Here is a 20,073-nt window from a genome sequence, read left to right as displayed (position 1 = left end):
AAAGCAACTAACTAGTTGGAGTTCGTCATGAATAGCACCCTCAGCCCCACGGCAACTGCTCCCGCGTCAGCCGCCCCTGGCCCAGTCCCTGTTCACGGACCGGTGCTGCAGGCGCCGTCCATCCACGTCCGCGCCGTCATCACGTGGCTGGCCATCTTTCCGCTGGTGGCCGTGGGCATGATCCTAGTGGCACCCCTCACCGAGGGCTGGCACTCTGCGCTCCGCTCCTTGGTCCTGACGCTCGTGGTGGTTCCGGTTGCTGTCTACCTCGTGGTGCCGCGACTCTTTGCCGGGTACGGCGCCCTGCTGCGACGCCGCAATTCCCGCAAGACCAGTAGTTAGGCTCAGCCCGTGGAAGCCACGGGTCAGGAGCGGGGGTCGGCCACTGTTCCCATGAACAGCGGCAGGCCGGTTTCCACATGCACGATCTGGTAGTGGAACGGCCGGTCGAAGCTGATGGACCGCTCGGGCTGCGGCGGAGCGCTGGTGACGGCTCCGTTGATCTGGGTCACCGCGGCGGCAATAGTGCCCTTTTCGGCGACCGTGATGTTGGCAGCCTGCGCGGCCTGGGTGATCACCATCCCGGACTGGATGTTGTTGAAGTCCTCCGTGGTGTCGAGCATCTTCTGGAGGCCCAGGGACCCAAACACCTTCCGCAGGTCAAAACTGGACTTGTGGTCCCAGCGGGGCAGCTGGATCTGCACCGTCTCCAGCGTGGCAGTGTCAAAGGCGTCCGCGATTTCCATGAGCTTTTCCGCACTGAAAACTGCGGAGGCTGGCCGCGACCCGGCCTCGGCTCCGGCCGCCGGCAGGACCAACCGCATAACGAAACCGTCGGCGTAGGGCAGGTCCACGCCCTGCCAGCCAGCACCTTCCGCATACTTCATCTCCAACTCGTTGCGCATTGCGGGCGCATCGATTTCCTCGCTGGCAGCGGTTGTAAAGGGCAGGTCCGAGGTGGCATTCGGGTCAAACGGCGCGCTCCAGGCGGAGGCAAAGTACAGGGAATTGAGCAGGCTGAAGGTGTTCCTGGGGTCGTACTTGGCGGGGGCTTCCTTGATCCGGCCGCCCGTGTTCCTGTTGACCCACGCATCGATGGCGGGCTTCGTGGCACCCTCATCGCTGAAGTCCACGGGATACACACCGGCTCCATAGTGCCGGGCCAGAGTGTCCAGGAAGGACTCGCCGGTGGGCACGCCCTTGTCCACGAACAGCCCGTTGGCGGCGTGCATCACCGGTTTCCGTGGCGGGTTGTCCTCATCGACTGCGCCGGGGTCGCCGTCGAACTTCTCCATCGAGGTGAGGATCGCGTTCATGGCCTCATCGCGATTTTCCGCGGGGAATTGCAGAACGCTGTCCATTTCCGCCGCGCTCTCGCCGGATGCGCCGGCGCGGAGCATCGCGAGGGCAATCAGCAGGCTCCCGGGCGAGGACACGACGTTCCCGCTGGAGCCATCGCCGCCGTCGGCCAGCAGGGCCTCGCCGAGCCCGAAAGCGGATGGCCGGAAGGAGCGCAGTTCAGCGGCATAAGCCGCACGGTCCACCGAAACCCGCTCCACGCCGTGGGCCGTGAGCAATTCCGGCGGCGCCGGGGCCGGGGCCGGGGCCGAACATGCTGCCAGTCCCAGCACCGCACCCAAGGCCACCGCCCGCTGAAAACGTAACACCACTGTCGCCTCCCCCGGCACACAAGGGCGGGAATCCGCCTGCTCCCAGTGAACCAGCGACGGCGGCGCGAGACGATGCCTGAACGGTCACGCTTTGCACTCATTTTGGTCTCATCCAAACGCTCTCTCACTTAACGCAAGAAAACCCGGGACGCTCTCTCACTTTCCACAAGAAAGTGAGAGAGCGTCCCGGGTTTTGCCGCATTATCTGAGAGAGCGTCCGGGGTGCGGGGGCGGCGCGGGTGGTGGGCGTACGACGGCGGGTGGCCACCCGCCGTCGTACGCCCACGGGAGCTGCCCAGAGCGCTAGGCGTTGATGAGGTCCTTGTCCTTGTCGTCGTCCTTGGCCGGGCGGTTCCAGGCGTCGCCCTGTTCGCGGTCCAAGTGGGTGGTCTTCTTGTTCTTCAGGGCGAAGATGTAGACCACCAGCGAGATGGCGATGGCCACGGTGACGTAGGTGAAGAACAGGTCCACGCGCTCGGCCTTCTGGAACGCCGCACCAAGCAGCGGGACGGTGCCGCCGAAGAGCGAGTTGGCGATCGCGTATCCCAGGCCAACGCCGAGGGCGCGGATGGAGGCGGGGAACAGCTCAGCCTTCACCAGGGCGTTGATGGAGGTGTAGCCGCCAACGATCAGCAGGCCACCCATCATGAGCAGGAACGCGGTGAACGGGTCCTTGGTGTTGGACAGTGTGGAGAGCAGCGGCCAGGTGAACAACACACCGGTGATGCCGAACCACAGCAGCAGCGGCCGGCGCCCGACCTTGTCCGAGATGATCCCGTAGACCGGCTGGAGCAGCATGAAGATGAACAGCGCCCAGAAGTTGATCACGGAGGTGTCGGTCTTGGCGATCCCGGAGGTATCGTTCATGAACTTCAGAATGAAGTTGGTGTATGTGTAGAACGCCACGGTGCCGCCGAGGGTGACGCCGATGCAGATCAGCAGCGGCTTCCAGTGCTGGGTGAACAGCAACTTCATGGTGCCGGGTTGGGCAACGCCGGCCACGGCCGGAACCTTGGCGGCCTCGACCTGCTCGGCGGACACGGTTTCTTCCATCGAGCGCCGCAGCCACAGGACCACGAGCGCGGCGACGCCGCCGATCGCGAAGGGGATGCGCCAGCCCCACTCAGTCAGGGCGCCCTTGTCCATGGTGTTCTGCAGGATGACGAGCACCAGCAGGGCCAGCATCTGGCCGCCGATCAGCGTGACGTACTGGAAGCTGGAGAAGAAGCCACGGCGTTTGGACGTGGCGGCCTCGGACATGTAGGTGGCGCTGGTGCCGTATTCGCCGCCCACGGAGAAGCCCTGGACCAGCCGCACAAGGATCAGCAGAATCAGCGCCCAGACGCCTATCTGCTGGGTCGTCGGCAGGATGGCGATGGCGAAGGAACCGGCGGACATGATCGTCACGCTGAGCGTCAGGGCCGCCTTGCGGCCCTTGCGGTCGGCATAGCGGCCGAAGAACCAGGCGCCCACCGGGCGCATCAGGAACGACGTCGAGAAGACTGCCATCGCCTCGAGCCCGGCCTGCAGGTCGTCCGTGGAGTTGAAGAAGTGGGACTGGAAGTAGGCGGCAAAGACGGTATAGACGTAGAGGTCGTACCACTCCACGAGGTTGCCCGCTGAACCCTTAAGGATGTTGCTCACGGCACGGCGGGTCTGTGCTGCTTCACTTTGGACTTCGGCCTGCTGGGTGCTCATCGTTGAACCTCCCCGGGCTGCGGCGATTCCTGGCTTGCTTTCATGCTGTCCATGGCTACGTTGCCCATGGTTCCTCCTCGACGTTGACGGTCCCCCTCAAACGCCGAGGGCCTCATCCAAGTTATGCGTGATCCAAGGCACATCCAACGGGGGAGGGCATTTCCTAACACTTCCTTAGGTTTCGCCGGGAGAAGGGGTAATCTCCAAAGCGGGCAGATTGACGTTGCCCGCTCAGCGAATAAGGGAACCAGGCCATGGAGTTGCTCATCGTCGAGGACGACGACGCCATGGCGTCCGCCCTCGCCGCCGCCGTCGCGACCGCGGGGCACAACCCCACCCGGGTTGCCCGCGGAGCCGACGCCCTGCTGGTCCACCGGAAGTTCGAAGTGATCCTGCTGGATCTGGGCCTTCCGGATATGGATGGACTGGAGGTGCTGCGGAAACTGCGCCAGGTCACGCCGGTGCCCATCCTGATTCTCACCGCGCGCGACGACGAACGCAGTGTGGTGCTCGGCCTGCGGTCCGGAGCGGACGACTACCTCGTTAAGCCTGTGAAGCTCGTGGAACTTCTTGCCCGCATCGAAGCCGTCACGCGGCGTGCCGGCCGCCATAGCGGCACGCGGCAGCGGAGTGTGGTGCTGGGTGATCTTGAGATCGACCTCGAGCGGCGCGTGGCGGCCCTCCGTTCCGAGGTGCTCCCGCTGACGGCCACCGAGTTTGACCTGCTGGCCCTGCTGGCCAGCCACGCCGGTTCGGTGGTCACCCGCGAACAGATCCTGGACGCGCTGTGGGGCGACGCCTTCGTGGCCTCTTCCCGGTCCCTTGACGTGCACCTGACGGGACTGCGGGCGAAGCTCCAGTTGCCGGGCTTCATCATCAACGTCCGCGGCGTCGGCTACCGGGTCGAGGCGGACCCGGCGTGAAACTGCGCGTCCTGGGCATCCTGAGTGTGCTGGCCGTGCTTATCGTCATCATCGCCTCCAACGCCATCCTGACGTCCGCCGGCCGGGAACTGACCCAGGAACTCCAGATCAACCGTGCCGCGTCGCTCAACCGCCTGGCACAAGTGGCGTTCGACGCCGCCTCTGCCGGCGAAACCGCTCAACTGCAGACGGAGATGGACCGGTATTCCGAACTCTACGGGGAAGGAGTCCTGATCCGCCTCCAGCAGGGCACCCTGCGCTCCGGCGGCCTCAGCGAGGACCGGCCTGACATCCGGGACGCGGTGGCCAGGGCGAACCTGAACCTCAGCGACACCACACTCACTCCGCTGCAGCCGTTCGGGCCTTCCTCCGAGGTGATCTCCCGCTCCTTCGGCAGCGCGAGCCAGGTCCTGGGCGAGGCCGTCCTCGAAGTCAACCTGGACGCGGCCCGGCAGAAACTGCGGGAGAGGTGGCTCATCGTCGCATTGGCGGCGGCGGCCCTGGCTGCGGTCCTTCTGCTGGGTGCGGCGCGCGTAACTGAGTGGGTGCTGCGCCCCGTACATCGGCTGAATGCCGCCGTCACGGAGCTTGAGGCAACAGGCCGGACCGGTCAGCTTCCCGAGGCCGGGCCGCCCGAACTTCGGGAACTGAGCCGTTCATTCACCACCATGGCGCAGACCGTCAGCCACAGCCTCGATTCCCAGCGGCAACTGATAGCGGACACGTCGCACGAATTGCGCAATCCGGTGGGGGCGCTGCGGCTCAGGATCGATTTGCTGCAGCTGGAACTGAAGACTGCCCGCGAACACGACGCCGCGGCAGGGGTGCTGGCCGAGCTCGAACACGTGGAGGAGATCCTGGACGGAGTGCTGAAGCTAGCCGCGGCCGAGCACAGGGCCTCTGAAGACTCCGCCCGGGGCCCGCTGGGAACCACGTCGCCCGCGGCACAGGCGCGCCTTGATCCGTATCCGGTCCTAGAGGAAGAAACCGAACGGGCGGGCCCTGCCGCCCAGCGCAGCGGAGCAGCGATCCTGCTCGAAGATCCGGCTGCCCCCGCCGTGCACATCGCCTGCAACGCCGCAGAACTGGCTCAAATGGTCGGCGAACTTCTGAACAACGCCATCAAATACGCTCCCGGCGCCCACATCTCGGTTGCCGCCCGCATTCGCCAAGGCACGGTGGCCATCGAAGTGTCCGACGACGGCCCCGGGCTTTCCGCCGACGAACGGACAGCGGCCACGAGCCGCTTCTGGCGGTCCCCGGCGCACCGGACGATCCGCGGCACCGGGCTGGGCATGACCATCGTGGACAAGCTGGCAGCCGCCAATGGTGGCCGGCTGGTGCTTGCCGAGGCCTCGCCGCATGGCCTGATCGCGCGCCTCGAGTTTCCACTTGCCGCGGACCTGCCGGGCAGTTTTGCCGGGCCGGAGCAGGCGGCTCCGCGTGGCTGACCTGACCGGAGGGCGCCTGACCGGAGCACGGACCCTGCCCCCGCATCCCCCGCGTCCCACGCGGCGGACCGTCCTCAAGGCCGGCCTGGCCGCCGGGATGTCCGGGCTGCTGCTGCCGGCCCTGAGTGCATGCACGCCGACGGACCGCCCGGGCACCTTGACTGTGGCCGGCGGCGAGCCCGGAGGCTTCTACCTCGAGTTCGCCGAGTTGCTGGCGGCGTCCCTCCAGCGTCACGGCGTTGCCGGCCAAGCCACGGCGCTGACTACCGGCGGTAGCCTGGACAACCTCGAACATCTGCTGACCGGCAAAGCCACGTTCGCCGTCGCGCTCGCGGATTCGGCTGCCCAAAGCACAGCGGCGGGTGAGCCGCCCGCCGTCGGACTCTCCGCCGTCGGAAAAGTGTATGAAAACTACGTCCACTGCGTCATCCGGCAAAACAGCGGGATCCGGGACATTGGCGGGCTTACCGGCCGGACCGTGGCTGTCGGCGAGCCCGGCTCGGGGACGTCGCTGACCACTCCGCGGCTGCTCGAGGCTGCCGGGCTGAGCCCCATTGCCGGCACCGCCGGCGGCGTCACAGTGCTGAGCCTCGGCCTGAACGAGGGCCTCGCTGCCCTGCAGGACGGAACGGTGGACGCATTGTTCTGGTCGGGCGGCGTGCCTACGGCGGCCATCGCTGCAGCGAACGACGACGTCGGGCTGGGTTTCCTGGATCTGTCCCCGCTGCTGCCGACACTGCGGGCCAGATACGGCGTCTTCTACGACCGGGTGCTGATCCCGGCAGGCGCGTACGAGGGCATTCCGGCCGTGTGGACCGTCGGCGTGGCGAACCTGCTGCTGTGCCGGAGCGATCTTGACGACCGAACCGTCAAGCGGACCGTTGAACTGCTGGTGGGGCACGCCGAGGAACTGATTCCGCGTTCCAGCCTGGGCGTTCAGTTCCTGAGCCCGGAATCCTTGATCAACACCGCCGGTTTGCCCCTGCACCCCGGCGCCGCTGCGGCGTACCGGGAGCTCCACGGGTAGGTGGGGCGCGTGGCAACCCCTTCCGCCAGCACTCCGTACGGGAGTACCATACGCATGTGACCGGCATCGATCTGGCAGGCATGGTCGAAGAGGCCAGAGTTCTGGGCCAGCAAAGTGAAAGCCTGCGCCAGAAGCAGCTGGCGGCTGCGCGCCATCGCCAGGATGCCATCTGGTCCCTCCATGTTTCAGGCCTGTCCATCCGCGACCTCGCCGGGCGCCTGGGATGCAGCCCTGCTGTTATTCAATCGGCTATCAAGGCGGCCCGCTACCGCCGTCCCCGCATGCCCCGGCGCGAAGAGCGGATTCCGTTTGAATTACATGTGCAGCTGGGACTCAAGCTGCACGAAAACGAACAGTCGATTCGTGAGATCGGACGGGCTGGAATCGAAAGGATGCGCCAACGGCCGCGAAACCCTATCGCCGAAAAGTGGCTGGACCGCTGGACCGAACTGTTGGACCTGCCCTTGGGTGAATTCGAGGCGGCAATGCTTGAAGACAGCCCCATGGCAAAGGAACTGCGGCAGATGAGTCCCTTCGCCGGGGCACTTACGCAGGGCGAGCGGGTCATTGCGATCAAGAAGGCGGCGGCCCTTGCGACGTGAGGAGCTTGAGCATGCCATCCGGGCAGCCACGGAGATCATCCACAGTGACCGGGTCATCGTGATCGGCAGCCAGTCGATTCTCGGCTGGTACACCGAGGACCAGTTACCGGCTGCAGCCACCATGTCGGATGCGGTGGACATCGCGCCGATGTCTGACGACGATGCCGGTACCCTTGCCGACAGCATCGATGCAGCAATCGGCGAGTGGTCCCCCTTCCACAGTGAGTTTGGTTTCTATGTCCAGGGCTTTGGACGGGAAACGGCTGTGCTTCCGCGCGACTGGGAATATCGGCTGGTCGGTGTGCGCAATGAAGACACGAAAAACAGCACGGGCCTTTGCCTGGATCCGTACGACTTGTGCGCGGCCAAGTTGATCGCGGCCCGGGCGAAGGATCATGCTTTCGTACTCGCACTCATCAGATCGGGCCTGATTGACACGGCAGTTCTGGCGGAACGGATCATGTTGATTGATCCCGGAGAAACACGCCGCGACAGCGCCCTGGCGTGGACACAGTCAGTCGCAGCTAAGAAAGCACCCACTGATTAGGAGGACGCCGGAGTCGCCGGAACGCACCGACGTCGTGCGGAGCGCTCCGGCGTCCGGGCACCTTTCCGGCGACTTCGGCGGCGCGTGCCGAACAGCGCGGGCCGAGCGACGCTGGACGCCGTCGCTCAGCTCCCCGAGTGCGCCGCCAGGAACGAGTAGACCTCGGTTTCGTCCACGCCGGGAAACGCGCCGGGCGGCATCGCGGCCAGCAGGTGCGTGTTGGCCCGAGCCGCCGGCCAGGCGTTTCCGGCCCACTCGGAGGCCAGTGCTGCCGGGGGCCGCTTGCAGCAGTTCGGGTCGGGGCACGTGGACTTTTCGCGCGCCGTGGTTTCCCGGCCGCGGAACCACTTCACGTGCTGGTACGGCACCCCGATGCTCAGGGAGAACTCGCCGCTGGCCGATCGCTCCGTCCGGGCCGTGCACCAATACGTGCCGGACGGAGTATCCGTGTACTGGCTGTACGCGCTGAACTTGTCCGGCACATCAAACACCGCCCGCGAGGTCCAGGCCTTGCACGACGGCTGGCCCTCGATGGCGCCGGTGTGGTCCATCGGGAACGTCACGCCGTCGTTCTCGTAGGCCTTGTAGATGATCCCGCTCTTGTGGGTCTTCTGGAAGTGGGTGGTGACGCCCAGGTGCTTCGTGGCCAGGTTGGTGAAGCGGTGCGCGGCGGTCTCGTAGGAGACGGCAAAGGCGTCACGGATGTCCTCAACCGCGATTTCCTTGGCAGCCTTGGCCTTCTGCAGGAAGTCCACGGTGGCCTGCTCGGGCAGCAAGAGCGCGGCCGCGAAGTAGTTGGTGGCCACCCGCTGGCCAAGGAAGTCGCCGTAGTTTTTCGGCGTCTCGTGCCCCAGGACGTAGTGCCCCAGCGCCTGCAGCAGCACCGAGCGGGGGTCGTGGTCCTGCCGCTGGCTCTGCGTCAGGTAAATTCTGTGATTCTTCAAATCCGTCACTGAACGGGTGGAATGCGGCAGGTCGCTCACGTGATGGAGGGTGAATCCGAGCTTCTCGGCGATGTCGGCGATGACGTGCTGGCTCAGCGGCCCGGCCGTGTAACCCACCAGCCCGAGCACCTTCTGCGCCTCGGCCTCGTACTCCGGGAAGTAGTTGCCGCGCTCGCGCATCATGGCACGCAACTCACCGTTCGCGCGGCGGGCTTCTTCCGGCGTCGCCACCTGTTCGTTGAGCCTGCGTTCGAGCTCGTGCAGCAGCCCCACCTGCGCCTCCAGCACATCGAGCGGGAGCCGCGAGCTGATGCGGATTTTTGGCAGGTTCAGGGACTCGTACAGGGGCCCGCGCTGGTAGCGTTCCAGCTCAATTTCCAGGGCCGCCCGGCGGCTCGGCGGTTCGGAGCCAAGCAACTGGTCGATGCTCACGTTTAGCGCGGCGGCCAGCCCCTGCAGCAGGGAAAGTTTGGGCTCCCGTTTGCCGTTTTCGATCAGGCTCAACTGGCTGGGGGCGGTCCCGACGGCGGCGCTCAGGTCATCGAGCGTAAGCCCGGCCTGCTTGCGCAGATGCCGCACCCGGCGGCCCAGGCTGATGACGTCCAGTTCCAGGGAGGCGGCGGACGACGGTGGCAGTACGACTTCGCGGTTCCAGCTTCCAGGCGTCATTTCTTGAGCATACGCGAAGAAGTGCATTTCTTTCCACTGTTTTCCCCTAGAGAAGTGTTGCGAAGTGCTGAAAAGTAGTAATCACGGAAAGAAACACCGCACCGGGGTAGCCGGCCGGAGTTGCAAGGAAGCAGCTCCGGCCGGCGGATTAAGCACCCGGAGCTCAATCAAGGAGACAACGATGACTGCAGCATTTGAGCCCACCCAGCAGACGCCCGAACAGCAGGCCGCCGCCCTGGAGCTCGAGTGGGCCGCCAACCCCCGCTGGGAAGGTGTGACCCGTGACTACAAGGCAACGGACGTCGTCAAGCTCCGCGGCCGTGTCTCCGAAGAGCACACGCTGGCCCGCCGCGGATCCGAGAAGCTGTGGAAGCAGCTCACCGAAGAGCACAAGACCGGCGGGTACACCAACGCTCTGGGCGCCCTGACCGGCAACCAGGCCGTGCAGCAGGTCAAGGCCGGCCTGCGTGCCATCTACCTTTCGGGCTGGCAGGTTGCCGCCGACGCCAACAACTCCGGCCACACCTACCCGGACCAGTCGCTCTACCCGGCCAACTCGGTTCCGACCGTGGTGCGCCGCATCAACAACGCCCTCCTCCGCGCCGACCAGATCGAATTCTCCGAAGGCATCCAGACCGTTGAGGACTGGATGGTGCCGATCGTTGCCGACGCCGAGGCCGGCTTCGGTGGCCCGCTGAACGCCTACGAGCTCATGAAATCCATGATCCAGGCCGGCGCGTCAGGTGTGCACTGGGAAGACCAGCTCGCCTCGGAGAAGAAGTGCGGCCACCTCGGCGGCAAGGTCCTCATCCCCACCCAGCAGCACGTCCGCACACTGAACGCCGCCCGCCTGGCGGCCGACGTCGCCGGCACCCCCTCGGTGGTCATCGCCCGCACCGACGCCGAGGCAGCCACGCTGATCACCTCCGACGTCGATCCCCGCGACCAGGAATTCGTCACCGGCGAGCGCACCCCGGAAGGCTTCTACAAGGTCCGCAACGGCATCGAACCCTGCATCGCCCGCGCCAAGGCCTATGCCCCGTACTCTGACCTCATCTGGATGGAGACGGGCACCCCGGACCTGGAACTGGCCCGCAAGTTCGCCGAGGCCGTCAAGGCCGACTTCCCGGACCAGATGCTCTCCTACAACTGCTCGCCGTCGTTCAACTGGCGCAAGCACCTGGACGACGCCACCATCGCCAAGTTCCAGCGTGAACTCGGCGCCATGGGCTTCACGTTCCAGTTCATCACCCTGGCCGGCTTCCACGCCCTGAACTACTCGATGTTCGATCTCGCCCACGGTTACGCCCGTGAAGGCATGAGCGCCTACGTCGAGCTGCAGGAGAAGGAATTCGCTTCCGAATCCCGCGGCTACACCGCGACCAAGCACCAGCGCGAAGTCGGCACCGGCTACTTCGACGACATTGCAACTGCGCTCAACCCGAACGCATCAACCCTGGCACTGGTGGGATCCACCGAAGAAGGCCAGTTCCACTAAATTTTCCCCAAGTAAGTAGCAGTAAGTGTCGTTTTGGAGGCTCAAAACGACACTTACTGCTACCCAGCTGGGCCCTGCACCAGGAGACAGAAATGAACACCTTCACAGACAGCTTCACCATCAACGGGATCACTTTGACCGCGCAGCCTATTTGCCGGCAGGACGAGGTTCTTACTCCGGATGCTCTGGAGTTTGTCGCCAAGCTGCACCGGGCTACGGCTGAGCGCCGGCAGGAACTGCTGCAGGCACGCCGGACCCGCCGGGCGGACATCGCCGCCGGCCAGGATCCGAGGTTCCTCCGCGAAACCGAGGACATCCGCAATGACCCGTCGTGGCGCGTCGCTCCCCCGGCACCTGGCCTGGAGGACCGCAGGGTGGAGATCACCGGACCGGTGGACAAGAAAATGACCATCAACGCGCTGAACTCCGGGGCGAAGGTCTGGCTCGCGGACATGGAGGACTCCTCTACCCCCACGTGGCGGAACGTCATCAAGGGCCAGCTGAACCTCACCGATGCGCTGGAACGCCGGATCGATTTCACGTCCCCCGAGGGCAAGGAATACAAGCTCCGCCCGGCCGGTGAGCTGCCCACCATCGTGGTCCGCCCCCGGGGCTGGCACCTTCCTGAAAAGCACATGATCATCGACGGCGCTCCCGTGGCCGGCGGCATCGTGGACTTCGGCCTGTACTTCTTCCACAACGCCCGGCGCCTCCTGGCCCAGGGCAAGGGCCCGTACTTCTACCTGCCCAAGATCGAGAACCACCTCGAGGCACGCCTCTGGAACGACATCTTCATCCTCGCCCAGGACCTGCTGGGCATCCCGCAGGGCACCATCCGCGCCACCGTGTTGATCGAGACCATCACCGCGGCATTCGAAATGGAGGAAATCCTCTACGAACTGCGTGATCACGCGTCAGGCCTGAACGCCGGCCGCTGGGACTACATCTTCTCCCTGATCAAGAACTTCCGCACCCGCGGCCCCCGGTTCGTCCTGCCGGACCGCGCCCAGGTGACCATGACCCAGCCGTTCATGCGCGCCTACACCGAACAGCTGGTCCGTGCCTGCCACAAGCGCGGCGCCATGGCCATCGGTGGAATGGCCGCCGCCGTCCCCAACCGCAAGGACGAGGCTGCCAACACCAACGCGTTCGAGAAGGTCCGCGCCGACAAGACCCGCGAGGCCAACGACGGCTTCGATGGTTCCTGGGTGGCCCACCCGGACCTCGTGCCAGTATGCCGCGAAGTGTTCGACGCCACCCTCGGCGAACGCCCCAACCAGCTGGACCGCACCCGCGAGGACGTCATCCCCGACGACCGCGCACTCATCAACGTGGCCGCCACCGAAGGCACCATCACCGAGCAGGGAATCCGGAACAACATCGAGGTAGGCATCCGCTACATCGAGTCCTGGCTCCGCGGGAACGGCGCCGTCGCCATCCACAACCTCATGGAAGACGCCGCCACCGCGGAAATCTCCCGCTCCCAGATCTGGCAGTGGATGTTCGCGTCCGCCATCACCGACCGCGGCGAAATCATCACCCACCAGTGGATCGAGGAACTGCTCGACGAAGAGTTCGCACGCCTGGAACGCTTCGACGGCGACCGCTTCGAAGACTCCCGCGACATCTTCGAAGAAGTCACCCTCAGCCAGGACTTCCCGTCCTTCCTGACCCTCCCCGCCTACGCCCGATACCTCACCGAGGCCCGCGAAAAGGCAACCAAAGAGGAGCTCGCCGCGGCCTAGCGCTGCAGCAGGCAACTGAATAGATTTCCGTCCGCCGGGCAGGCACGCCCTTCGCAACAGGCACCCCCGAGATCCGGGACGCCGGCCCGGCGACGGAACACCCCGTGTGAACCGCGGACGCTCTCTCACTATCCACAAGATAGTGAGAGAGCGTCAGTCGTTAAGCTGCGTTAAGTGAGAGAGCGTTGGTAAATCATGCAGGGGGACAAGGGAATGTACGACGGCGGGACGCGTCAGCGTCCTTTCGGCACCAGCCGCACGGCCAGGGTTGTGCAGACGAAGAACATCAACACCGAGCCCAGGATCACCAGCAGCGCCGGGGTCCAGGAACCCGAGGCGTCGTGCACGAAGCCCACCAGCGGCGGGGCCACCGCCCCGAAGCAGTAACCGAGCCCCTGGACCGTGGCGGACATCCGGCCCGCGGACACCTGGTCCCGGGCCAGTTTGATGATCGCGATGAAGATCAGCGTGATCCCGCCGCCCTGCGCGATGCCGCCGAAGGTGGACCACAGCCACCACAGCTGCGGCGCCAGCAGCAGCCCGGCCGGCACGGCCGTCCACAACAACCCCACGGTGACTGCCGTCGTCGTCGTACTGAAATATTTGGCCGCGAACGGCACTCCCAAGCCGCCAACGATGGCGAAGATCTGGAACAGCGATGAGCCTGCCCCGGCGGCTGAGGCGGACATCCCAAGTTCGTCGTTGAGGTAGCTCGGCAGCCACGCGGTCACCGCGTAGTAGGAAAACGCCTGCCCGGCGAAGCCTGCGGTGAGCCCGGCGGTAATCCAGCCGGAACCCTTGACGGCCGGGTGTTCCTGCCCGCCGGCCACCACGGTGCGGGAGGGCACAAACGCCGTGCGGGCGCCCACGGCCAGGGTCCAGAAAACGATGGCAACCACGGCCAGGATGCCCACGGAGGCCAGAGCCACTCGCCAGCCGGCCAGCTCGGCCAGGGGCGCCGTGACCATCGATGTCAGGAACGATCCGACGTTCAGGGCCGCGGTGTACACACCCATGGCGGTCCCTTGGCGCAACGGGGAGAAGTCGCGGCGGATAATTAACGGCACCGCGATGTTGCCCACTGTGATGGCCAGGCCGATCATCACTGTGCCCACCACCACCGGTCCCGGGCCGCCCGCCGAGCGCACAATCACGCCTGCCAGGACGCCAAGGATGGTCAGGGAGACAGCGAACTCCGCGCCGAGTTTCCTGGTGGTCAGTGACGCCAGCGACGCCGCGAGCGCGAAGCACAGCACCGGGATGCTGGTCAACAGGCCCAGCATCACGGGGGTGAATCCGAGGTCGGCCTGCATCAGGTCAACCACCGGGGCAACGGCAACGAAGGGCCCGCGCAGGTTCAGCGCCAGCAGTCCGATGCAAGCGAGCAGGATCCAGCCCTTGGGAACTTTGGCCAAGAACTGTCCGCTCATGAGGTTTCCGCGGTGGCTAAATAGGATTTCATCACTTCCATTGCTATCACGGCGCATTGCCCCGGACGCCACAGGCAACGTCATGGCGCCCTGGCATACGATGAAGCTCACACCGGCGGGCCCCAACGTGCGGGTACAAAAGCCGCTCACCTCGGACGAAGGAACAGACATGCAACAACGGCTTGCCATCCTCGACGACTACCAGGACGTGGCGCACGGTTTCGCCGACTGGTCCTCCCTGGAACAGGCCGGCGTCGCAACGTCCGTCTTCCGCGAGCCCTTCCAGTCCGAGGACGCCCTGGCAGCGGCGCTCGCCAACTACCAGATCGTCATTGCGATGCGTGAGCGAACCCCGTTCCCCCGCACCGTGCTGGAACGTCTCCCGGGGCTGAAGCTGCTCGTGACCACCGGCATGGCCAACGCCGCCATCGACGTGGCCGCAGCGGCGGAACTCGGCATTACCGTGTGCGGCACGCCCGGGTCCCCCACCGCTGCGCCCGAACTGACCTGGGCGTTGCTGCTCGCGATCGCCCGCAACCTTCCGGCCGAGGAGAACTCGCTGCGCGCGGGCACGTGGCAGACCTCGGTGGGGATGGAGCTGTCCGGCAAGACCCTAGGCATTGTGGGCCTGGGCAAGATCGGGCGGCGGATCGCGGCGTACGGGCAGGCGTTCGGCATGGACGTGCTCGCCTGGAGCCAGAACCTGACCGATGAGGCCGCCGCGGATGCCGGTGTCCAGAAGGTCAGCAAGGAGGACCTCTTCAGGAATTCCGACGTCGTCTCCCTCCACCTGCGGCTGTCTCCCCGTTCAGAGGACATCGTGGGTGAGCAGGAACTGCGGCTCCTGGGGCCGGAAGGCATCCTGGTTAACACCTCGCGGGGTCCGCTGGTGAACCAGGATTCCCTGGTGCGGGCTTTGAATGAGGGCTGGATTCGGGGCGCGGCCCTGGACGTTTTTGACCAGGAACCACTTCCCGCGGGCCACCCGCTGCTCAGCGCCCCCAACACTGTGCTGTCCCCGCACCTCGGCTACGTGACAGCGGAGAGCTACCGGCAGTTCTATGGTGGCGCGTTCGAGGACGTCAGGGCCTGGCTTGTGGGTTCGCCGGTGCGCGTGCTTACAGCAGGGTGATGACTGCCGAAAAGCCGCCTAACCGGCCGCCTGAAGCGTTGCCTCAATTGCTGCAGGCGACAAGACGTATTGCGTGACCATCTGGCTGGCACCGAGAATCGCGGCCTGGTCCCCAGCCACGGAAAGAGCGATCCGCAGGTGGCTGGTTGCCAGCGGCAAGGACCGCCGGTAGACCACTTCGCGGACGCCAGCCATCAGGTGTTCCCCTGCCTGGCCAAGGCTTCCGCCGATGACAATGACTGACGGGTTGAGCAGGTTCACCACGGTGGCCAGCACGTCGCCCACATCCCGGCCCGCCTGGCGCAGCGCCTGGATCGCCTGCAAGTTGCCTTCGCCCACCAGGCGCAGCACGTCGCTGCCCTTGGCTGCAGGCACACCCTGCCTGCTAAGGTCCGCAGCCACGGCCGGCCCCGACGCCAGCGCCTCGAGGCAGCCGTAGTTTCCGCACCGGCACAACACTTCGTCGCCGCGCGGGACGCGCACGTGGCCTAGGTCGCCGGCTGTTCCGTTGGCGCCGCGCTGCAGTTGGCCGTTGCTGATAATGCCGGAGCCGATGCCGGTGGCCACCTTGATCAGCAGGAAGTTGTCTTCATCCGGCCAGTAGGCGGTCCGTTCGCCCAGTGCCATAATGTTCACGTCGTTGTCCACCAGGACGGGCACCGGCATGGAGCGCTGCACGTAGCGGACCACGTCGAACCCGTCCCAGCCGGGCATGATGGGCGGTTTGACCGGCCGTCCGGTGGCATGTTCCACCGGGCCTGGGAGTCCGATCCCCACTCCCGAGAGGTCGTTTGCACTCCTGCCGGCCTTGCCGAGCAGGGAACGGCCTTCTTCCACCACGCGGTGCAGGACAGCTTCGGGGCCGTCGGCAACATCCTGGACGAGCCGCTGCTCGGCCAGGACGTTGCCGCCCAGGTCAGTGACGGCAACAATCACGTGGGTGGCGCCGACGTCGACGGCCAGCACCGCGCGCGCCGCCGGGTTGAAGGCAAAGCGCGACGGCGGCCTGCCGCCACTGGAGTTCGCCTCCCCCGCCGGGCCCACGAGTCCTGAATGGATCAGTGCGTCGATCCGCGACGCCACGGTGGAACGGGCAAGCCCCGTACTCAACGCAAGTTCCGCGCGGGTCCGTGCCTTGCCGTCCCGAAGCAACTGGAAGAGATCGCCGGCGCGGGAGAGACTGCCGCCATTGTCAGGGGCGACGGCGTCAGTAACGGGCGTTGAGCTCATGAGTCAGTGATAGCACATGGAGCTTCTGCATGTCACACCACAAAAGAATGTCATCAACTTAGCAACTTTTGCTTGACGTTCGACAAAAGTCCCTCTAGCTTGAGTGTGAGCCGGCTCACCCCACCGTGGGTTTCCAGGACTGGCCCGGTTTCTCTATTCGCGACTACAAAGAGGTAAGAGCTTGTCGAGCCAATCCCAGGCAGCACCCGCCGTCCTCGGCGTCGGAATACTCGGCGCCGGCCCGGTAACGCAGGCTATCCACCTGCCATCCCTTGCCCGGCTGCAGGACATCCTCGAAGTCCGTCACATCATGGACGTTGACCCCGCAGTTGCGGAGTCCGTGGCGAACCGGGTGGGAGCAGCCTTCAGCACCAGCATGGGGGAACTGCTCGCGGACCCTTCGGTGGACGTGGTGGCCATCTGCAGCCCGCACCAGTTCCATGCCGCCCAGGTCATCGCGGCCTGCCGTGCAGGCAAAAAGGCAGTGCTGTGCGAGAAGCCGTTTGCCATGAGCGGCGACGAGGCCGCCAGCATCTCGGCCGTCTCTGCTGAAACCAGGATCCCCATCATCGTCGGAGCAATGCACACCTTCGATCCGGGCTGGCTCGCGGCTGAGGCCGCGTGGGGCGACCTCCCGGAACAGGTTCACACCATCAGGTCCTCCATCGTCCTGCCGCCCAATCCCCGGTTCGAGGACTTCGCCACCGAGATCGTGGGGCGCACCCCCATGCCGGCACGTGACAGCACCGATCCGGAGGTCATCAAGGCGATGCTCACCGGCGGAGTGATGGGCCTGGCTATCCATGACCTGCCCCTGGTGCGGCGGTTCACCCCCGATTTCGCGGCCGTGGAAGTGCTCTACGCCGAGATCGTCAAGCCCTTCGGCTACGTGATCTCCCTCCGGGCAGGCCACGTCACCATCGAACTGCGGGCGGCCATGAACGCCACGTGGGAGCCGGCCTGGGAGTTCGAAGCCATCGGTGACGACGCCGCCCTCAAGATCAACTTCACCCCCTCCTACGTGCACGCCGGCTCGGCAACGGCCCAGCTGCGCCAAGCAGGGAAAACCACTGTCCTTGGCCCGTTCGGCCACAACGGCTACGAAGGTGAATGGCGCGCCCTGGCAGACCTGGCCAGGGGTAACGGCCAGGCCCCTTCCGGTGAGACCCTCCTCCACGACCTCGAGTTCGCCCTGGCCATAGCCGAGGCGGCTGCCGCCCGGGTGGACGTCCAAGCAGCAACCCGCCCGGGGGCCACAGTATGACCGCCCAGCTGTCAGTCCAGGCAGACGCCGACGCCGAAGCGGCAGGCGCCGTCGCCGCCGTCGTCTCTTCCCTCCCCGTTTCCCTCAAGCCCGCCGATGCTGCTGCCGACCTCGTCGCCATTGCGGGCTCAGCAGGCTGGACCGGACGTGCGGACGCCGCTATCCGCCACGGCGCCAAGGGGGTCGTAGTAGTCAACCCGCAGGCTGAGGATCCTGCTGCGCTGGCCGCCGTCGCAAAGGAGCACGGCGCGGCAGTGATCCTTGACCAGCAGTGGGCAGGAAATCCGGTGCTGACAGAGACGCAAGAAGACGTCCGGGTCCTCTTGGCGAAGAATCTGGCCGACGCCGTCCTGATGGACTCCGTTGCACATGCCGCGGCTGGAAGCGATGCCGCAGCGCTGTTGACCGAGCACCTGGCCGCGATCCTCGCCTGCGGGGTTGAGGTGTCCGGATGGACGCCGGTGCAACGCACCCCGCACGGCTACGTGGTGGCCGGCAGGCTTTCCAACGGTGCGCCCCTGGTATTGCACGGCGTCCTGACGTCCGCAGCGCCGGCCACCGCAAGAGTGTCCATCCTGACAGCCTCCGGGCGTGCCGACGTCGTACTTCCCGATCCATCCGCCGCCTGGCCCGCGGAAGTACGCACCGTCACCGCAGGCGGCGCCACGACCCTTCCCTCGCTTTACGAAACCACCCATCGGCACAGCTGGACGCGGCTCCGCGACCAGCTGCTGTCCGGCGCACCGGGCAGCGATCTTGAGCAGTTCGCCGCTTTGACCTCCACAGTCCGCCAGCTCACCGACTGACCGCAGTACCAGCACCTCCTCCTAATGCAGTAGCTCCTTCAACACTCAGTGACGAGAAGGACCGGCCAGCTCAACGGACCGGCTCCCGAAAGGAAAACCATGTTCAACAATTCCTCCGCAGCATCTTCCGCACTCTCCCGCCGAGGCTTCCTCGGCCTGACCGCCGCAGCCGCGTCGGTTCCGCTCCTGGCAGCCTGTGGCGGCGGCTCCGCATCGCAGGGCGGCGGGGCCAGCGGCGTCATCAAGTTCTGGGACATGCCCTGGGCCACGCCCGCCTATAACGACGCCGCCAAGAAGATCGCGGAAGGCTATGCCCCCGCGTCGGGCAATCTCAAAGCAAGCTACCAGACCATCCAGTGGAACAACTTCTACCAGACGTTCTCCTCGGCCATCGCCTCCAAGACCGGACCAGCGGTGTCCACCGGCGGCGGTTTCCAGGCCTTCCAGTTCGAGAAGCAGGGCCAGATCGCGTACGCAGACAAGGTGATCGAAGAGCTCAAGAAAAACGGCCAGTTCGATGATTTCCTGCCGGGCGTCCTCGAACCGTTCAAGTCGGACAAGGGCTACGTGGCGGTCCCGTGGCAGCTGGACATGCGCGTCTTCTGGTACCGCAAGTCCCTATTCGAGCAAGCCGGTGTCGACGTGCCGAAGGACTGGGCTTCCCTCCTCGAGGCAGGCAAGAAGCTCAAGACCATCGGCGCCTTCGGCTTCGCAACCGGCTCCGGCGCCGGCAACAACATCGGCAACCACTCCATGATCATGATGATGGTCAACAACGGCGGCGGAGTGTTCAGCAAGGACGGCGAACTGGACGTCATGAACGACCGCAACGTCGAAGCCATCGAGTTCCTCCTCGAACTGGTGTCCAACGGAATCATCGACCCGGCGTCGGTGAGCTACACGACCGAAAACCTCAACGCCATGTGGAAGGACAAGAAGGCAGCCTTCGGCCCCTACGTTCTGGGCGTGCCCCAGCGGGTGGGCGACACCTCCGGAGACATTGTGGTGGCCAGCCCCATCGCCGGACCGCACGGCGACAAGGGCGGACTTGTGTTCCCGAACAACATCATGATGTACACGAACACTCCGTCGCAGGAATCCTCCGAAGCCTTCCTGGTCCACTACATGAGCCAGCTGAAGGAACTGTGGAAGCAGAAGCTCATGAACGCCCTGCCGGTCTTCAAATCCATCACCGAACTCCCCGAGTTCTCGAGCGATCCGAACAACGTAAAGATCGTCAAGGAATGGCAGCCCATCGCCAAGACCTTCGCATCCCAGGGAACCGTACTCAACGACAACCTCGCAGTACTCGACGGCGGCCAGGCCCTGAACCAGTTCACCCAGACCGTCCTCACCGGCAAGACCGACGCGAAGTCCGCACTGCAGGCGTTCGAGTCCGGCCTTAAATCCGTCATCAAGAAATAAGCGGCCCTTTCC

At 65.5% G+C, this 20,073-nt stretch carries 17 protein-coding genes; 12 read left to right on the top strand and 5 right to left on the bottom strand.

Going from position 1 to position 20,073, the window contains the following annotated elements; genetic code table 11:
• Positions 1 to 27: 27 nt before the first annotated feature.
• On the top strand, positions 28 to 342 hold the full coding sequence (locus NG696_RS06225) for a putative antibiotic biosynthesis monooxygenase (protein ID WP_252574794.1): 315 nt from the start codon (positions 28 to 30) through the stop codon (positions 340 to 342).
• Between the two features lie 23 nt (positions 343 to 365).
• Here NG696_RS06225 and NG696_RS06220 read toward each other — a convergent pair whose 3' ends face one another.
• The gene (locus tag NG696_RS06220) at positions 366 to 1,667 is read right to left on the bottom strand and encodes a serpin family protein (RefSeq protein ID WP_374211185.1); all 1,302 of its coding nucleotides are present in this window, start codon (positions 1,665 to 1,667) and stop codon (positions 366 to 368) included.
• A gap of 306 nt (positions 1,668 to 1,973) precedes the next feature.
• Positions 1,974 to 3,368: an MFS transporter gene (locus NG696_RS06215; RefSeq protein ID WP_252566962.1), complete on the bottom strand. Its 1,395-nt coding sequence runs from the start codon at positions 3,366 to 3,368 to the stop codon at positions 1,974 to 1,976.
• Positions 3,369 to 3,622: 254 nt separating this feature from the next.
• On the opposite strand from NG696_RS06215, the gene NG696_RS06210 reads away from it, so the two are divergent.
• From NG696_RS06210 to NG696_RS06190, 5 genes are all read left to right on the top strand, one after another.
• Positions 3,623 to 4,291 carry a response regulator transcription factor gene (locus tag NG696_RS06210; RefSeq protein WP_252566960.1) on the top strand — a complete coding sequence of 223 codons (669 nt, stop codon included), beginning with the start codon at positions 3,623 to 3,625 and terminating at the stop codon, positions 4,289 to 4,291.
• Entirely contained in the window at positions 4,288 to 5,742 is a 1,455-nt protein-coding gene (locus NG696_RS06205) for a sensor histidine kinase (protein ID WP_252574790.1), read from the top strand. The genes NG696_RS06210 and NG696_RS06205 overlap by 4 nt, the downstream gene beginning before the upstream one ends.
• Positions 5,743 to 5,839: 97 nt before the next feature.
• A complete protein-coding gene (locus NG696_RS06200; RefSeq protein WP_252574851.1) occupies positions 5,840 to 6,769 on the top strand; it encodes a TAXI family TRAP transporter solute-binding subunit in 930 nt (309 codons plus the stop codon).
• A gap of 56 nt (positions 6,770 to 6,825) precedes the next feature.
• Positions 6,826 to 7,371 carry a hypothetical protein gene (locus NG696_RS06195; RefSeq protein ID WP_252574788.1) on the top strand — a complete coding sequence of 182 codons (546 nt, stop codon included), beginning with the start codon at positions 6,826 to 6,828 and terminating at the stop codon, positions 7,369 to 7,371.
• Positions 7,361 to 7,918 carry a DUF6036 family nucleotidyltransferase gene (locus NG696_RS06190; RefSeq protein WP_252574778.1) on the top strand — a complete coding sequence of 186 codons (558 nt, stop codon included), beginning with the start codon at positions 7,361 to 7,363 and terminating at the stop codon, positions 7,916 to 7,918. Before NG696_RS06195 ends, NG696_RS06190 begins: the two co-directional genes overlap by 11 nt.
• Before the next feature lie 125 nt (positions 7,919 to 8,043).
• Here the strand turns inward: NG696_RS06190 and NG696_RS06185 are convergent, their stop codons facing one another.
• A complete protein-coding gene (locus NG696_RS06185) occupies positions 8,044 to 9,558 on the bottom strand; it encodes an XRE family transcriptional regulator (RefSeq protein ID WP_252574776.1) in 1,515 nt (504 codons plus the stop codon).
• Between the two features lie 154 nt (positions 9,559 to 9,712).
• Between NG696_RS06185 and aceA the strand changes: the two genes are divergently transcribed.
• Positions 9,713 to 11,029: an isocitrate lyase gene (gene aceA, locus NG696_RS06180; protein WP_252574775.1), complete on the top strand. Its 1,317-nt coding sequence runs from the start codon at positions 9,713 to 9,715 to the stop codon at positions 11,027 to 11,029.
• A 92-nt stretch (positions 11,030 to 11,121) separates the two neighbouring features.
• Complete coding sequence (gene aceB / locus NG696_RS06175; RefSeq protein ID WP_252566952.1) at positions 11,122 to 12,774, top strand: malate synthase A; 1,653 nt, start codon at positions 11,122 to 11,124, stop codon at positions 12,772 to 12,774.
• A 233-nt stretch (positions 12,775 to 13,007) separates the two neighbouring features.
• Here the strand turns inward: aceB and NG696_RS06170 are convergent, their stop codons facing one another.
• Complete coding sequence (locus NG696_RS06170) at positions 13,008 to 14,204, bottom strand: MFS transporter (RefSeq protein ID WP_252574774.1); 1,197 nt, start codon at positions 14,202 to 14,204, stop codon at positions 13,008 to 13,010.
• 169 nt (positions 14,205 to 14,373) lie between these two features.
• On the opposite strand from NG696_RS06170, the gene NG696_RS06165 reads away from it, so the two are divergent.
• Positions 14,374 to 15,336 carry a D-2-hydroxyacid dehydrogenase family protein gene (locus tag NG696_RS06165; RefSeq protein WP_252574773.1) on the top strand — a complete coding sequence of 321 codons (963 nt, stop codon included), beginning with the start codon at positions 14,374 to 14,376 and terminating at the stop codon, positions 15,334 to 15,336.
• 18 nt (positions 15,337 to 15,354) lie between these two features.
• On the opposite strand, the gene NG696_RS06160 is transcribed toward NG696_RS06165, so the two are convergent.
• Entirely contained in the window at positions 15,355 to 16,566 is a 1,212-nt protein-coding gene (locus tag NG696_RS06160) for an ROK family transcriptional regulator (protein ID WP_252566946.1), read from the bottom strand.
• A gap of 181 nt (positions 16,567 to 16,747) precedes the next feature.
• Here NG696_RS06160 and NG696_RS06155 point away from each other — a divergent pair, with 181 nt between their 5' ends.
• The 3 genes from NG696_RS06155 (at position 16,748) to NG696_RS06145 (ending at position 20,061) form a co-directional block, all read left to right on the top strand.
• Positions 16,748 to 17,830, top strand: a complete 1,083-nt coding sequence (locus NG696_RS06155; RefSeq protein WP_252574772.1) for a Gfo/Idh/MocA family protein — start codon at positions 16,748 to 16,750, stop codon at positions 17,828 to 17,830.
• The gene (locus tag NG696_RS06150) at positions 17,827 to 18,636 is read left to right on the top strand and encodes a hypothetical protein (protein WP_252574771.1); all 810 of its coding nucleotides are present in this window, start codon (positions 17,827 to 17,829) and stop codon (positions 18,634 to 18,636) included. Before NG696_RS06155 ends, NG696_RS06150 begins: the two co-directional genes overlap by 4 nt.
• A gap of 99 nt (positions 18,637 to 18,735) precedes the next feature.
• Positions 18,736 to 20,061, top strand: a complete 1,326-nt coding sequence (locus NG696_RS06145; RefSeq protein WP_252574770.1) for an ABC transporter substrate-binding protein — start codon at positions 18,736 to 18,738, stop codon at positions 20,059 to 20,061.
• The last annotated feature ends 12 nt before the right edge of the window (positions 20,062 to 20,073 follow it).

Origin of the sequence: Pseudarthrobacter cellobiosi (assembly GCF_023913755.1) — a bacterium.
GTDB classification, from domain to species: Bacteria; Actinomycetota; Actinomycetes; order Actinomycetales; family Micrococcaceae; genus Arthrobacter; species Arthrobacter cellobiosi.
The sequence above is the reverse complement of the archived record's forward strand: the minus strand, read 5'-3'. Positions and strand labels throughout refer to the sequence as shown.